Genomic DNA, 16,191 nt, shown 5'->3' on the forward strand with positions numbered 1-16,191 from the left:
TTGATAATTACACCCAATTTGTGCAAAATATCATCAATGCAACTAAAAACTGCAATATACGTATCCTGTACATAAATGTACAGGATGAAGAAGCCAGATAAAATTTCACGCTTACTAAAGCTAAAGCAAGTTACCTTTCACACCAACGATCTCGCCATCATCTGGGGTATTTCTAACAAGAATACTTTATATACAACCATAAAACGTTACGTAAAAAACGGGGTGATGATCCGGCTTTATAAAGGTTTTTATTCTACCTTGCCACCCGGAGAGTTAGACCCTGTTGTACTTGGCATAAATTCATTGCATGCTTATGCCTATCTCAGCACTGAAACCATATTAGCACAACAAGGGGTGATCGCTCAATCTGTAAATTATATAACGCTGGTTTCAGGCATTTCAGCAAGATTCCATGTTGGTAATAATGCATATATTTCAAGGCAATTAAAAGCCGAATATTTATACAACAACACAGGCATTACCACGGTCAACGAAATAAATACGGCCAGCCTTGAAAGGGCGACTGCTGATATTCTATATTTTAACCCCACCTATTATTTTGATGCTCATAATGTAATAGATTGGGCAAAAGTAAAAAATATTCAAAAAGAAATTGGTTATTGATGTTTTTCTCAGCCAGACAAAATGCTCTGCATAAAGCTCAGTTATACAGGCTATTAACAACAATTATTGATGAGCCCGGTATAGCGCTGAATGTTTATTTTAAAGGGGGTACCTGCGCTGCAATGTTAGGCTATCTGAACAGATTTTCTGTTGACCTTGACTTTGACCTGAAAAAAGACGCAAATAAAAATGAATTAAGAAAAAAATTACTTCCTATATTTAAAATATTAGACTTAAAGGTAAAAGATCAAAGCAAAGAAGCGCTCCAATTTTTCCTGAAATATGAAGCGCTCCCAGGGCAAAGAAATACCATTAAACTTGAATTACTTGATAAATATATTGAGCCCAATCAATACAAACCACAATACTTAAAAGACATTGACAGAACTATGATTTGCCAGACTATTGAAACAATGTTTGCAAATAAATTGGTTGCAATCATTGACAGATATGAACAAAATGGCACTATTACAGGACGGGATATTTATGATACACATTATTTCTTTAACAAAGGATATGCCTTCAATCATGAAATAATTGAATACAGAAGAAAAACCGATACGCTATCTTATTTGAGAGAACTGAGGAGCTTTATTGATGACAAAATCAACCAAACGGTTATTGATCAGGGACTTAATCCTCTACTGGATTATAAAAGATTAACTCAAATAAGGAAAACCTTAAAAAATGAAGTATTAATGTTTATTCAGGATGTAATAGAGAACATAGTTTCACAAATTGATTAAAGAGTCCCCTCTAAAAAGTAAAAAATTGAAAAGAAATCGTTTCTCGCAAAGACGCAAAGTTCGCAAAGGATTGAATATCAATTAGTTAAGTATATAACTTTGCGCTCTTTGCGCCTTTGCGAGAACCAAAAACACTTTTTAGAGTGGACTCATTAAAAAAATCTTAATTTTCAGATTTCATTTGCAATTAATTATGTATTTTATATTTCTAAAAAAAATAGCTTTAACCCCCTTATTAATTATAATGTTGTCAAATAACAGCATCGCACAAAGCGACTCCCTTGATCTGAAAAAAAATAGTAAAATTGTTTTAGCAGAAAAAAAAGTTGATCATGAAAAAAAACCTGTGTCAGCCGATAGCCGGGAAACGAAAAACAAAAAGAAGGAAAAGAAACAAAATATATTAATAGTCGTTATCATATTTTTTATCACTATCTCAACGTATCTGTTATATAATGTCAGGTCAAAGTAATGATGAAATAATTTATTGGGAATGAATTGTGTAAAAATTGAGGAAGCATATCCTAGCCAAAAATGATCAGAAGAATATTTCAACTTATTAATTGTACAATCTTAATTAAGTGCTGCCTGTTACCTGTTTTCTACTGGATCACTTGCTCCTGTGCCAACATAACACCCCCAACCGGAGGTGAAATGGACACGGAAGCTCCCGCTTTGATCTCCAGCATTCCGCCTGATAAAAGCATCAATTTTCACAATAATAGCATCGAATTGGTATTTGATGAATGGATAAAGCAAAATGATCTAAAACAGCAGCTCATCATCACACCCTATACCGAAAATGAGTATAAGATCAGCATAAAGAAAAACAAGCTGCTGTTAGAATTCAAAGAGCCATTTGACAGCAATACAACCTATACTTTCTATTTCAGAGGGGGGATAAAAGACATCACTGAAGCAAACCTGTCAAACAACCTGACACTTGCCTTTAGCACCGGTTCTTATATAGATTCCGCATCCATAGAGGGAAAAGTGACCGATCTTATGACCAATATACCGGTAAATGACGTGATCGTTGCATTGTATGACGCAAAAGATACGACACATATCAAAACAGGCAAACCGCTTTATTTCACCAAGACAAATGAAGAAGGCGTCTATAAACTTGAGAATCTTAAAAAAATGAGTTATGAAATGTACGCCCTCTCAGATAAAAACAGCAACCTGATCTATGATCAGAGAATAGAAAAAGTTGGGTACTTAATAAACGAAATAGCTGACTCGGCTTTATCTGGGTCTTTCGATACTTCACATCAATTTAAACAAGATATCCAAATCTTTCAGTTAGACGATGAGCCTCCGATCTTTGTCCGTAAGCATTCAGAAAACGGGAACTATAAAATTGAATTTAACGAGGGGATAAAAACACTTAAACTGGCATTAAAGGAACCGGGCATAAAACCAGCCTTGATACATGATCTGTCAGAAGATGGTAAATTTCTAAATATTTACAATACCTTAAATTTTACCGACAGTGTAAGCATAAAGATTACCGCAACCGATTCCTCAGAAAATACATTGGCCATAGAAAAAAAAATATTGTTTAATGCACCTCAGACGGACACAATAAAAAAATTAATTATGAAAGTTTTACCAAAAGAAAATTCAAAAATAAACCCTGATTTAGTAGCAACCATTACGTTTAATAAGCCGGTAAAAGACTTTAAGACAGACGCAATTGAAATACTTGAAGATTCAGCCAATAAAATCCAATTAACATATCCCGCTGACCTGGAATGGAATAATTATAAAACCGTATTGTATTTGAAAAAGAGGTTAAACGCACAGGACAGTATTAAACTGATAATAAAAAAACACACTTTCTTAAGCATCCAAAACGATACCAATCAATACCAGGAGTTGAATTACAAAATTAAAAAAGAAACCAATTACGGATTGATAAGCGGAAATTTCAAAACGGATGAAACGCATTATACCATCCAGCTTCTTGATCAAAAATTCAAAGTGATAGATACAATTCAAAATAAACCGTCATTTCAATTTTCTTACATAAAACCCGGATCATACCAAATCAGGGTTTTAATAGATGATAATAATAACGGAAAATGGGATAAGGGCAATTATGAAAACAGAGCCCTGCCCGAACCTGTAATCTTTTATGATGAAACAATAATGCTGAGAGCGAATTGGGAAATACTGGATATCAATTTTGAATATATTGATAATGTGTTTATAAAACCTTGATAAAATTGTTAGTAAATCTACCTGATTTTAGTACAGTGATTTTGTGTGGATAATGTAAAGTTTTAACACTAATTATCAAAAGCTTACCAACATTATTCTAAATACATTGGTGTTAACAAAAAAAGGGAAAGTTGTCAATAAATATTTAACTAATTGATTTTCAGTTATTTACAAGTTAATAATTTGTGGATAAAATATTAATAAGTGCTTTTTTATAAACATTTTAAAAATACAAGAAAAAAATAAAAAAGTTTTCCACATATCCACATTGTATAATAATAATAAATAGTATGTATATATAAAAAAATTAATATATTTAATTGTTAATAACTAAAAAAACAGAGAACGCATTCGGGTTTCCAGGATTTGAATATGGAAAATCAACACAATTTATATTGACTATCCGAGCAAGTAAATACATAAACAAATGAAGACAATATATAGCAAACTCCCCCATGTAGGCACTACCATTTTTGCCATCATGTCAAAACTTGCAAATGATCATAAGGCAATCAATCTTTCACAGGGGTTTCCTGACTTTAACTGTCCGGATAAACTTATCGGGCTTGTAAATCATTATATGAAAAAGGGGTATAACCAATATGCTCCCATGCAAGGGGTGATTGCATTAAGAGAGCGGATAAGTGAAAAAATAGAACAGCTTTACGGTGTAAGCTATCATCCTGAAACAGAAATTACAATTACATCAGGTGCTACCGAAGCAATTTACGATGTGATCACTGCTGTAGTGAAACAAAATGATGAAGTGATCATTTTTGAGCCGGCTTACGATTGCTATGTGCCTTCTATTGAACTTAATGGCGGCAAACCTGTTTTTGTCCAATTACATGCTCCTGACTATCATATTGAATGGGATGAGGTTGAAAAAGCCATCAGTGACAAGACGGTCTTAATGGTCATCAATACACCACAGAATCCTACAGGGGCTGTGTTATCGGATGAAGATATTAACAGGCTCAGCGCTATTGTTGCCGGCACCAATATATTGATCTTGAGCGATGAGGTGTATGAGCATATCATATTTGACCAGCTTAAACACCAGAGTATGATGATCAACCCTATCCTGAAAGAAAGAAGCTTCGTTGTTTTTTCATTTGGCAAAACATACCATAGTACAGGCTGGAAAATGGGTTATTGCGTAGCGCCTGAATATTTGACCAAAGAATTCAGAAAAATACACCAGTTTGTAACGTTTACTTCAAACACGCCTGTTCAATATGCATTGGCAGATTTTATGGAAGACACAGATCATTATTTTGCCCTTCCGGATTTTTATCAACAGAAAAGAGACAAGTTTTGTAATTTATTAGCCGGTTCTGGATTTGAGCTTTTACCATGCAAGGGCACCTATTTTCAATTGGCCTCCTATAAAAATATAAACGATGAACAAGATACTGTTTTTGCAGAAACTTTGACAAAGCAAATTGGCGTTGCTTCCATTCCCATATCTGTTTTTTATAATGACAAAACAGACAATCAGGTTTTGAGATTTTGTTTTGCTAAAGAAGAAGAAACGCTTAAAAGAGCGGCAGAGAAATTGTGTAATATCTAATTAGTGTAGCAACAATTTAGTTTTGCAACATTAATTTGTAATAAATAGATTCTTTCGTTATTAATCAACAAATGGTTATATGGCTATATGGTTAAATGGTTTGTGATGAGATTAGAGACGCCCAATTTGGGCGTCTCTAATCTCATGGGTTTAAACTCGCTGCTTAATTGCTGGCAATTTAGTTGCCATAAAGCCATATAACCATATAACCATCTTAACACATGAATATAAAACACGCCTCGCTCAAAAAAATAACCACTTTCATATTTGATGTGGACGGTGTGCTTAGCGATGGCACTGTATTGGCGCTTGATAGCGGGGAGCAGGCCAGAACATTTAATATCAAAGACGGCTATGCAGTGCAGCTTGCTGTAAAGTTAGGTTACAACGTAGCCATAATTTCAACGGGAACCCGGATTGGCGTTCGGGAACGGCTGGAATTTCTTGCTATTAAAGATATTTTTATGGGAATTGAAGATAAGATCAAAGTTTTTGAAAATTACCTGGAAACAAAAAATATAACAGAAGATACCGTCCTGTATATGGGTGATGACCTTCCTGATTATGCAATTCTAAAAAGAGTTGGCCTGGCTACTTGTCCTGCTGACGCTGCTGATGACATAAAAACTATCTGCCATTACATTTCATCTTTTCCAGGCGGGAAAGGAGCCGTACGTGATGTGATCGAGAAGGTGATGAAAATGCAGGGGAAATGGATGTTAGATCACGAATTAAAAAAACCATGAACTGCCGATATATAGGAACACCATTATCGCTTATATGCTTGATCGTATACGTTTCATCTTTCGCCCAGAAAGCTGATGAAATTGCTAAAAGTGAAGTGATAAAGATACTACAGAATTATGAAAATGCTTTAAATGCATTGGGCGATACCGCTATGAGCAACGAAGAAAGGAAACCAACTTTGAAAAAGTTTAGGAAAGATTTTGAAGCGAAGGATATTTTTGTTTTCAATGACCTTCCCGAAGACACAACTGTTGGCAAAGATAGTACCTCAATAGGTGATAAATTGCCCGGTTTTAGTCAGGCGAGGAGAGACTCTGCTGAAGAATATCTTACCATATATCAATATTTTAAGGACCTGCCTGTTTTGTATCCGAATGGGTTTAAAATTATGCTGGATAGGAAAAAGGTCAGGATAGGACCAATTAAAAAAAATAAAAAACGAAATACCTACATGATCGTTGCAAATGTTATAAAAAGGATTGAGATTACTGATGTGATTTTAGATACTGGAAGGCATACATTCAGTAGGGCCTCTGATACGCTCGTTCCTCCCTACCTGCCCGCCAAAGGCAAAGCCCAAACATGGCAGGTGGGCGGTTCAGGCATTTCTTCCCGTCTTGTTGAAGATACAATGCGAATCGATACTTCCGCGACAGACACACTTGCAAAAGAAAAAAGATCCGATATGCTTACATCTACAATATATGATACAATAGCATTTGATTCAGTGAGATATGATACTGTAACAAATAGAAAGTCTTACCATTTAACTTTCTTCATTAAGCTGGATATTAAGGAACAAATACCCCAAAACTTCAAAGTTTATGCGATCAGTAAGACAGGTGATGAACCGCGGCTCAAGCCGTTGCCCGAAATTGTTTCGTGGTGGGTATCTATGGATGATCCGTGGAAAAAAGTATTTTCAGAAAAATTGACATTTCCGGAATTCCCCGGCGTTAAAGAGCTAAATCATGTTTATTCTTTGAGGGAATTGACTTGCTCCGGTGAGGACATTACTACCCTGGAGCCAATTCGCAACTTAAAACAGCTTCGAATATTGAAATGTTCAGGCACATCTGTTAGTTCCCTTGAGCCTGTTGCTGAACTTGAAAATCTGGTATGGCTCAAAATAAACAAGAATAAGCTCACCAGCCTGGAACTGATTAAGAACCTTGTCAATCTTCAAAAGCTTGAATGCAGCGGGCAGGATATCTCCTCCCTGGCGCCTTTAAAAAACCTGGTGAATTTGATAGAGCTTGACTGCTCTGACAATGAGCTGGAAGATATTGAGCCGCTCAGATATCTTGACAGCCTGGAAAGAGTTGACTTTTCACTCAATACAGATATAAGCAATATTGAACCGGTACGAAAGCTGACTAAATTAGTAGAGCTGCGTTTTGGTAAAATAGACATCAAATCGCTTGAACCTGTAAAGAATTTGACCAACCTGATAGAGCTGGATTGTTTTAATACTGAAATTTCATCCCTCGAGCCATTAAAGGGGCTCCGCAAGCTTGCCTTGCTCAATTGCAGCTATACAAAGATAACAACCCTTGACCCGATAAGCAAGCACCGGTATATTGCCTGGCTTTATATTTCAGGAAACACCATTGATGATATTGGCTTTTTAAAAAATTTTACTTTTCTCAAAGAGTTGGATATATCAAAAACTTCTGTGAGCAGCCTTGATGCTATCCAAAAACTTGAGTTTATTGAAATGCTAAAGTGCTTTTATACCAAAATTTCCAAAGAGGAGGTGCAGCGTTTTAAGAAGAAGCATCCGAGATGTGCGATCACTTATTATTAAATTTTAGCAGTTTCTGAATTTCTTTTTTAGAAATGCTGTCTTTCTCTCCTTTATCGTAAATAGTAAGCAAGTAAATTTCTTTATCAATCGTAACAACAAAAATAATCACTCTTGCACCGCCACTTTTACCTTTTCCTTTACTGGCAATAGCTAAGCGATTTTTATAAACATTATTTCCCAAATGGATTCCTGATGTTGGATTTTTTAAGAGTTGTTTTTTAAACTCCTTGACATCTTCTTTTAAAGAATGGTATTTTTTAGCAAGTTTTTTGAGTTGTTTGCTAAATTCAGGAGAGTAAATAATATTAAAGCTCATCTAAAAGTTGGTCAAGAGAGTTTTTTTTAATTTTTCCTTGTTGCATTAGCTTAACCTCTTTTAATCCCTGTTCAATACTTGCAAGAATTTCTTCTTTAGTAGGTTCATCCTCTTGCTGAACCTTAACAAAATTAAAACTCTTAACAAGTTCCATAAAGAAAGGAAATTTGTTATCCGGAATATGTAAAGTAAGTTGTTTCATTTTAGATTGTACTTTAAATTAAGCGTACGTCTGTCTGGCTTTAGCATCTCTAAGAACAGCATCAAGATTAAACAGCACATACTTTTTATCTTCTTCTGCGAGTTTGTTAATGTCATTTAATCGCTCCAACATATTCGGGTCTTTAAGTATATTTATATCTTCCGTTGAACCTTTATTTATAAGGTTTATGCAAATATACGACACTTAAACGGTAAAAAAAAATTTAAAAAGTTTTGTTGGTTGAGATACTTTCACTCCAAACTAACCACCAGGTCATCCGCATTTACCATGGCGCCTTCTTTTAAGTTCACAGCTTTGATTTTAATGCTGCCGGGGGCAGTGATGATTGTTTCCATTTTCATCGCTTCAATGATGAACAACGGTTCATTCTTTTTCACTTTCTGACCATTTTTTACAAATATTTTAGACAGCATACCCTGAAGCGGAGTTCCGATCTGCCTTGGATCACCCGGTTCAATTTTCAGATTTTCAACCTTTTCAACTTCAAGAGACCGGTCATGAACTTCAATGTTTCTTGTCTGTCCGTTTACCTTAAAGAAGACGGTGCGGTTTCCTTCTTCATTGGGAGGCCCGACAGAAAGCAGCTTTACAACAATGGCTTTACCCTCGGCTATTTCAATGATGGTCTCTTCATTTGGCTGCATCCCGAAAAAGAAATTGGTGGTGGGTATCTTTGAAATATCACCAAATTCCATGTGCTTCTTCAATGATGCTTCATATACTTTCGGGTATAATTTATGGGAGAGGAAATCAGTAAATACAAGCTCCCGGTCAAAATCCGGCTGGAACTTTTTCAAAAATTCGGCAAATTCCTTTTTAATGTCAACCGGCTGAAGGTGGGCATTGGGGCGGTTTTTATAGGGCTTTTTGTCCTTCAGCACTAACTTCTGTAGTTTTTTTGGAAATCCATTGACAGGCTGTCCGATATCTCCCATGAAAAACGATTGCACCGATTCCGGGAATGAAATGCTTTCACCTTTTTGCAGGATATCTTCTTTGGTGAGGCCATTGGAAACCATATAAAGCGCCATGTCACCCACCACTTTGGAACTGGGGGTTACTTTGATCACGTTTCCAAACAACTCATTCACCTCTGCATAAGCTTCTTTTATGCGTCCAAATTTATCGCCCAGGCCAAGTGCAGTTGCTTGCGGCTTTAAATTAGAATATTGGCCACCGGGTATTTCGTGAATGAAGACTTCTGCCGTACTTGCTTTTAATCCCGATTCAAAAGGATAGTAATACTCCCGCACGGTTTCCCAGTAATTGGAGAATTTATTCAATGATGTGATGTCAAATTTATTTTCCCTTTTATGGAATTGCATCATTTCAACTATAGAATTAAAATTGGGCTGTGAGGTTAAGCCAGATAAGCCTCCCAATGCCACATCAACCACATCCACTCCTGCTTCAATGGCTTTAAGATAAGTGGCAGCCTGGAGGGAAGAAGTATCGTGTGTATGCAAGTGTATCGGGATCTTCACCGTTTCTTTTAAAGCCGTTACCAGTTCAGTAGCAGCATAAGGTTTTAACAAACCACTCATATCCTTGATCGCCAGAATATGTGCCCCGGCATCCTCCATCTCTTTTGCTACCTGCAGGTAATACTTTAAAGAATATTTTGTTTTATTAACATCAAGAATATCGCCTGTATAACATATTGCCCCTTCGGCTATGCCCCCGGTTCGTTTCCTGACGTACCGGATACAAGGTGCAATATTTTCCATCCAGTTCATAGAATCAAATATTCTGAAAATATCAACACCCGTTTCCCACGATTTTTCAACAAAGCTTTCAATGAGGTTGTCGGGATAGGCAGAATATCCCACCCCGTTTGAGCCCCTTATCAGCATTTGTAAAAGTATGTTGGGAATGGCTTTGCGAAGGTCAGCCAAACGCTTCCAGGGATTTTCATATAAAAACCTTAAGCACACATCAAAGGTTGCTCCGCCCCATACTTCTAAGCTAAATGTTTGCGGATGATTTTTGGCAAAGCTTTCTGCTACCTTCAGCATATCATAAGTGCGCATGCGGGTTGCCAAAAGAGATTGGTGTGCGTCTCTGAAAGTTGTATCCGTATAATGGATCTTTTTCTCATCCTTCAGCCATTTTGAAAATTTATCCGCTCCTAATTTGGTTAAAAGGTCTTTTGTCCCTTTTGGGTATTGCTGGTAATGTTTGTAGGGTGGAACTTCGGGAGCATGAAACTGTTTATTCTTATCAATATATTTAACATCAGGGTTGTTGTTTACGATTATATCTCCGAGATATTTCACGATCTTCGTTGCCCTGTCAAGCCGTTTATCCCATTTAAAAAGTTCCTTATTTTCATTGATGAAATTAACGGTTGCCTTTCCTTCACGGAATATCTTATGATTAACAATATTTTCCAGGAACTGGATATTAAGCTTAACCCCCCTGATCCTGAACTCCTGCAAAGCCCTGTTCATTCTTCTGCAGGCGCCATCCAAAGTCCTTGAGTGTGCTGATACTTTTACCAGCAATGAATCAAAAAACGGGCTGATCTTTACGCCCTGGTAGATGCTGCCAACATCTAGCCTGATGCCAAAGCCCGCAGCGCTTCTGTAAGTTATGATGGTTCCATAGTCGGGTTTAAAGTCATTTTCAGGGTCTTCCGTAGTGATCCTGCATTGAATAGCGTAGCCATTGGTGGTGACAGATCCCTGGTTTGGTATTTTGATCTGTTTGTCCTGTAGTTTGTATCCCCCGGCAATAAATATCTGTGTTTTGATCAGGTCAATACCCGTCACCATTTCAGTTACAGTATGCTCAACCTGTATCCTGGGGTTTACTTCTATAAAATAAATATTAGAAGCTGATTGTTCCTTGCCAACTGCCGACTGCTGACTACTGACTGCTGACTGCCGGCTGCTACTCCATTCTTCCCCTATTCCCTTATTTCCTCTATTTCCTTTATTTACAAGAAATTCTACCGTACCCGCATTATTATAATTAACAGCCCGGGCAATTTTCAGGGCATACTCATACAATTCGTCCTTAATATTTTGTTCCAGGCCAAAGGATGGGGCAAACTCTGTTACTTTCTGAAACCTCCTTTGTACAGAGCAATCTCTTTCAAACAGGTGAACAATATTTCCATAATTGTCCCCGACAATCTGGACTTCAATATGCTTGGGATTTTCTATAAATTTTTCAATGAGCAGTGTGCCGTCTCCGAATGCGTTAAGCGCCTCACGTTGTGCTTCATAAAATGCGTTCTCCATTTCTTCCTTGTTCCTGACCACACGCATTCCCCTTCCTCCACCGCCTGCAGTGGCTTTGAGCATTACGGGGAAACCGATTCTTTGGGCTTCTTTCAAGGCAGCAGCGGCATCCTTTAAATCTCCGGCATTACCTTCTATGACCGGGATGTTGTTTTGTTTTGCGATCTTGCGGGCAGAGATCTTGTCGCCTAATGCTGAGATTACTTCAGGCCTTGGCCCGATGAAGATTATCCCGTTTTCTTCACACTTGCTGGCAAACCGGCTGTTCTCCGATAAAAATCCATAGCCCGGATGAATTGCATCCACATTTTTTTCCCTGGCAATGTTGATGATCTCGTCAATATCAAGGTAGGGTTTCAGAGGTTCGTTATCTTTGCCAACCTGGTAAGATTCGTCCGCTTTATACCTGTGCTGCGAATAGCGGTCTTCATAAGTATAAATAGCCACAGTCTTTAAGCCGATCTCTACACAAGCCCTGAATATCCGAATAGCAATCTCACCCCTGTTTGCAACCAATATTTTTTTGATTTTCATCCTGTACATAATTTAAGCAGCTATAAAATTATGTATTTTTTTTTAAAACAGGTAGTAAAAATTTTTAAAATTAAAAAAGTAGGGCTATATTTGTATATCAAACAAAAAATTATACTTAAATAAGCAAGCTTAACAAGACGATCCGGTCCTGCCATCTTTATCATAGTTGTACAGTAACATACAAAATAGCGAGGCTAAATACAGCAAAATAGATAATTTGTCAAAGTAAATTGAATAAAAAACAGGTGTCTTTTTCTGCTACTGCACGCCAAGCACATTCAAATTTTGCTTTGAGATTATTGATTTTTAAAGGTAAAGCAAAATTTGTAAGAGCTTGCCTTTTTCATCCTGAAAAAAATGTTGAAAACTTTTTAATAAAATTACTCTCGAAAGAGAAATAATATATGTACATTTGCCAAAATTTGTCAATAATAATTATGTCAAATGAAGACCTTCGGTGAAATCATTAGAGCAGAAAGGGTAAAAAGAGGACTGTACCTTCGACAGGTGGCTGCAGGAACAGACATTGACCAAACTATCATCAGCAAATTTGAAACAGGAGAACGAAAACCAAACAGAGAACAAGTATTAAGAATTGTAAAATTTTATGGATTTAAAGAAGATGACTTACTAATTGCTTGGCTCAGCGACAAAGTCACCTATGATCTACAGAATGAGAAACTTGCCGATAAAGTTTTAAAGGTAGCAGAAAAAAAAATAGCTTATAAAACCAAAAAAAAACAAAATAAACACATCAGGTAAACAATGAATGAAAATCAAATACTTAATCTGATTACAACCCTCGGTTTTGAAATAAAAGAGGATAATCTATACTCCAAAAAATATGGTCAGGACGACTATACGATAGTAGTTGATTTTGGCAAAAAGAAAATAAGCTATGGAGACAAAATAAAAAGAGGAGATGAAACAACTTCTAACCTTTTTCATGCCGAAAACCTTGTTGTTTTAGAGTGTATCAACAGGCTTCTGGAGAAAGGCTATGAACCTGAGGACTTACATCTTGAAAAGAAATGGAAATTAGGACGATCTGGAAAGAGCGGTAAAGCTGATATTTCAGTAAAAGGCAAAGACGGAAAAAGTCTGATCATTATTGAATGTAAGACATTTGGCAATGAATATATAAAGGAACTTAAACGGATGGGTTCTAACGGTGGTCAGCTTTTCTCTTACTTTCAGCAAGATAAAAACACACGTTATCTGTGCCTTTATGCTTCCGAACTAAGTGGGAACAATAAAATAGAGACACAACAAACCATCATAAAAGTTGATGATTCTACTGCTGAAAAAGTTGAGCAGCAGGAAAAACCCAATGAAATCTTAATCTTTGAACAGGCTAAGACAGTGAAGGAACTTGTTGAGGTTTGGAAGAAAAAAGACAAGAAAAAAAAGGACAAGATAACTACTACCACAGGTATTTTTGAAGAAGGTATTGAGCCATACAATCCCGGTTATAAACCGATTCGAATAAAACAACTAAAAGAGTTTGAAAAAGGTGATACCGGAAAAACATTCAATGTTTTTGAGGAAATCCTTCGACATAATAATATTTCAGACCGTTCAAATGCCTTTAACCGCATTATTTCACTGATTCTTGCCAAAATTGTTGACGAAACTAAAGGAGCTGATGAAATTGCCGGATTTCAGGTAAAAACCGGTATTGATGATGCTGAAGCATTACAAGAACGTTTGCAAAGGCTTTACTCTAAGGCCATGAAAGATTTCCTTCATGAAACGGTTATAGATTATACAATGAATGACATTAAAGAACTTGTTCAGAATTTCCCCCGTCAAACTACACAGGAAAATCTAATGCAAATTTACCGGGAATTGAAATTTTACCACAATAATGAATTTGCCTTTAAGGAAGTTTACAATAAAGAACTATTTGAAGCAAATGCGGCAGTGCTGGAAGAAGTTGTAAAACTGTTTCAGCCATTCAAGTTTAAATACAACCGCAAAGCTCAGTTTTTAGGCGACCTCTTTGAAAATTTGTTAGAAAGCGGATTTAAGCAAACAGAAGGGCAGTTCTTTACTCCTACTCCCATAGCTAAATTCATCATTTCTTCTTTACCGCTCAAGGAATTGATTATTGAAAAACTTGAAAACGAAGATAAGCGAATCCTTCCACAAGTAATTGACTTTGCATGCGGAAGCGGCCATTTTTTAACGGAAACCATTGAAGATATTCAAAGTATCATAAAGAACATTGATTCGGATAATCCTCAGCTCAAAGAATACAGGGAAAATACATTATGGGCAGCAGATTTTATTTTCGGTATTGAAAAAGATTACCGTTTGGCCCGGACCAGCCAGGTTGCCTGTTATATGCACGGAGACGGAGAAGCCAATATTATTTTTGGTGATGGGTTGGAATTACATGAACGAATTCCTAAAAATGACACTTTTGACGTTCTCGTAGCCAATCCACCTTACGCCATTAGATATTTCAAAAATCATTTGAGAAGGGATGCTTTACCCAAATATGCGTTACTTGACGAGCTTAGTGATGATGCAAAGGAAATTGAAGTAATGTTTATAGAACGCATGAAGCAATTGCTACGCCCCGGAGGTGTAGCCGGTATTTTCCTGCCAAGTACAATATTATCTAATCCTGGCATTTATGCTAAAGCAAGGGAAATTATCCTGAAATACTTCGAAATTAAAGCAATAGTTGAATTTGGCAGTGTAACATTTAGTGCCACAAGTGCTATAACAGTTGCTTTATTTCTAAAACGGAGGGATGATGATTTTGTTAAGAATTGCGAATATATTGCAGAGGACTTTATTCTTAACAACAAAGAGCGGAAAAACGATTTTGTCGAAAGCGAACAACTATTTAAAGAATATGTTGAATTATTTGAACTGAACTTTGAGGATTTCAAATCTCTTATTTCTCGTCAACCCAATGAAAACATACAAAAGACTGAATTCTACAAAAACTACAGGACATGGTTTGTGAACCTAACTAATGTTAAAAACCAAAAGGAAAAGTATGACAAGGCATTATCAAGAGAAGAAAATGAATTAAAACAACTAAAAGACAAGGAGAAAATTGAACAGCAGAAACAATTAATTCAAACGTTAAAAGAGGAACATAATAAAGAATTGGAAAGTTTATTCTATGATAAAGTTTTACAATTGGAAAAAGAGAAGTTTCTTTATTTTTTGCTTACACATCGTTTAGAAATAAAATCAACCGATGATGAAAAAATTGAGAAGACAGTAATACCACAAAAAATACTCCTAATTAAATCCGGGCGTAGCAATGTTGAGCAAAAAAACTTTTTGGGTTATTCTTTCAGTGACCGTAGAGGGTATAAAGGTATGGACTTTAAAGGCGATACAAAACTCTATGATTCTGAAAATCTCTTTAATCCTTCTAAAGTAAATGGATATATTTATAAATCATTCGAAACTGATAAGATCAAAATAAATCAAACAATTAGTGAGCATATTTCTCAATTAAACCTTTTAGACTGTTTGAATTTTACGAACATTAAATTTGCTAATACCGTTAATTTTAAAGCCGAATATAAAGTCGAGTTTCAGAGTAAATATGTATTAAAACAGCTTGACACAGTTTGTGAGTTTCAAAGTGGTTTATGGAAAGGGAAACAGGAACCTTACCAGACAATAAAGGTACTTAGAAATACTGATTTTATTTCGAATGGATATTTAAGTTATGAATCACCGGCTGTAATTGAAGTTGAAGAAAGACAATTAACATCACGACAGTTAGAATATGGTGATATTATCCTTGAAAGGTCAGGAGGTAGTGAAACGCAAAATATCGGCAGAGTTGCATATTTTGATTATAAAGGTGCTGAGATCTATTCATTTGGTAACTTTACGAGTAGAATAAGGCCATTAACCGATAAAGAATTATTGCCTAAATTCTTATGGATAATATTAAATGAATTTTATAATCAGGGCGGAACCCTATATCATCAATCGGGAATTCGTATTAAAAATCTCAATACAACAGGTTACAAATCAGTAAAAATTCCAATTCCACCAGTAGAAATACAGAGACAAATAATTAGAGAAGTTGAAAAAGCACAAAAGAAGGGAAAGGAAAATGAGATAAGCACCATATTGTCAAGTTATTTGGAGTAATTCTTTAACAATT

Annotated in this window: 12 protein-coding genes; 9 read left to right on the plus strand and 3 right to left on the minus strand. The window is 36.1% G+C overall.

Annotated features, from left to right (window positions below; translation table 11 throughout):
• The first annotated feature begins 84 nt into the window (after nt 1–84).
• From FVQ77_06795 to FVQ77_06825, 7 genes are all read left to right on the plus strand, one after another.
• Nucleotides 85–624 carry a hypothetical protein gene (locus tag FVQ77_06795; GenBank protein ID MBW8050036.1) on the plus strand — a complete coding sequence of 180 codons (540 nt, stop codon included), beginning with the start codon at nt 85–87 and terminating at the stop codon, nt 622–624.
• A complete protein-coding gene (locus FVQ77_06800; protein MBW8050037.1) occupies nt 624–1,370 on the plus strand; it encodes a nucleotidyl transferase AbiEii/AbiGii toxin family protein in 747 nt (248 codons plus the stop codon). Before FVQ77_06795 ends, FVQ77_06800 begins: the two co-directional genes overlap by 1 nt.
• 244 nt (nt 1,371–1,614) lie before the next feature.
• On the plus strand, nt 1,615–1,842 hold the full coding sequence (locus FVQ77_06805) for a hypothetical protein (GenBank protein ID MBW8050038.1): 228 nt from the start codon (nt 1,615–1,617) through the stop codon (nt 1,840–1,842).
• A gap of 62 nt (nt 1,843–1,904) precedes the next feature.
• A complete protein-coding gene (locus FVQ77_06810; protein ID MBW8050039.1) occupies nt 1,905–3,596 on the plus strand; it encodes a hypothetical protein in 1,692 nt (563 codons plus the stop codon).
• Nucleotides 3,597–4,023: 427 nt separating this feature from the next.
• Complete coding sequence (locus FVQ77_06815) at nt 4,024–5,169, plus strand: aminotransferase class I/II-fold pyridoxal phosphate-dependent enzyme (GenBank protein ID MBW8050040.1); 1,146 nt, start codon at nt 4,024–4,026, stop codon at nt 5,167–5,169.
• 221 nt (nt 5,170–5,390) lie between these two features.
• On the plus strand, nt 5,391–5,915 hold the full coding sequence (locus FVQ77_06820; GenBank protein ID MBW8050041.1) for an HAD hydrolase family protein: 525 nt from the start codon (nt 5,391–5,393) through the stop codon (nt 5,913–5,915).
• Nucleotides 5,912–7,723, plus strand: a complete 1,812-nt coding sequence (locus FVQ77_06825; GenBank protein ID MBW8050042.1) for a leucine-rich repeat domain-containing protein — start codon at nt 5,912–5,914, stop codon at nt 7,721–7,723. Before FVQ77_06820 ends, FVQ77_06825 begins: the two co-directional genes overlap by 4 nt.
• Here the strand turns inward: FVQ77_06825 and FVQ77_06830 are convergent.
• The 3 genes from FVQ77_06830 to FVQ77_06840 all read right to left on the minus strand — a co-directional run bounded on the left by FVQ77_06830 (nt 7,710) and on the right by FVQ77_06840 (nt 12,041).
• Nucleotides 7,710–8,039 (minus strand): hypothetical protein, encoded by a 330-nt coding sequence (locus FVQ77_06830; GenBank protein MBW8050043.1) that lies wholly within the window; start codon nt 8,037–8,039, stop codon nt 7,710–7,712. The two genes, FVQ77_06825 and FVQ77_06830, sit on opposite strands and share 14 nt — an antisense overlap.
• Nucleotides 8,029–8,241, minus strand: a complete 213-nt coding sequence (locus tag FVQ77_06835) for a hypothetical protein (GenBank protein MBW8050044.1) — start codon at nt 8,239–8,241, stop codon at nt 8,029–8,031. Before FVQ77_06835 ends, FVQ77_06830 begins: the two co-directional genes overlap by 11 nt.
• A gap of 251 nt (nt 8,242–8,492) precedes the next feature.
• Nucleotides 8,493–12,041: a pyruvate carboxylase gene (locus FVQ77_06840; protein MBW8050045.1), complete on the minus strand. Its 3,549-nt coding sequence runs from the start codon at nt 12,039–12,041 to the stop codon at nt 8,493–8,495.
• A gap of 444 nt (nt 12,042–12,485) precedes the next feature.
• On the opposite strand from FVQ77_06840, the gene FVQ77_06845 reads away from it, so the two are divergent.
• Nucleotides 12,486–12,803: a helix-turn-helix transcriptional regulator gene (locus tag FVQ77_06845; GenBank protein MBW8050046.1), complete on the plus strand. Its 318-nt coding sequence runs from the start codon at nt 12,486–12,488 to the stop codon at nt 12,801–12,803.
• A 3-nt stretch (nt 12,804–12,806) separates the two neighbouring features.
• Nucleotides 12,807–16,178: an N-6 DNA methylase gene (locus tag FVQ77_06850; GenBank protein ID MBW8050047.1), complete on the plus strand. Its 3,372-nt coding sequence runs from the start codon at nt 12,807–12,809 to the stop codon at nt 16,176–16,178.
• Nucleotides 16,179–16,191 lie beyond the last annotated feature (13 nt).

The organism is Cytophagales bacterium (genome assembly GCA_019456305.1).
Taxonomy (GTDB): domain Bacteria; phylum Bacteroidota; class Bacteroidia; order Cytophagales; family VRUD01; genus VRUD01.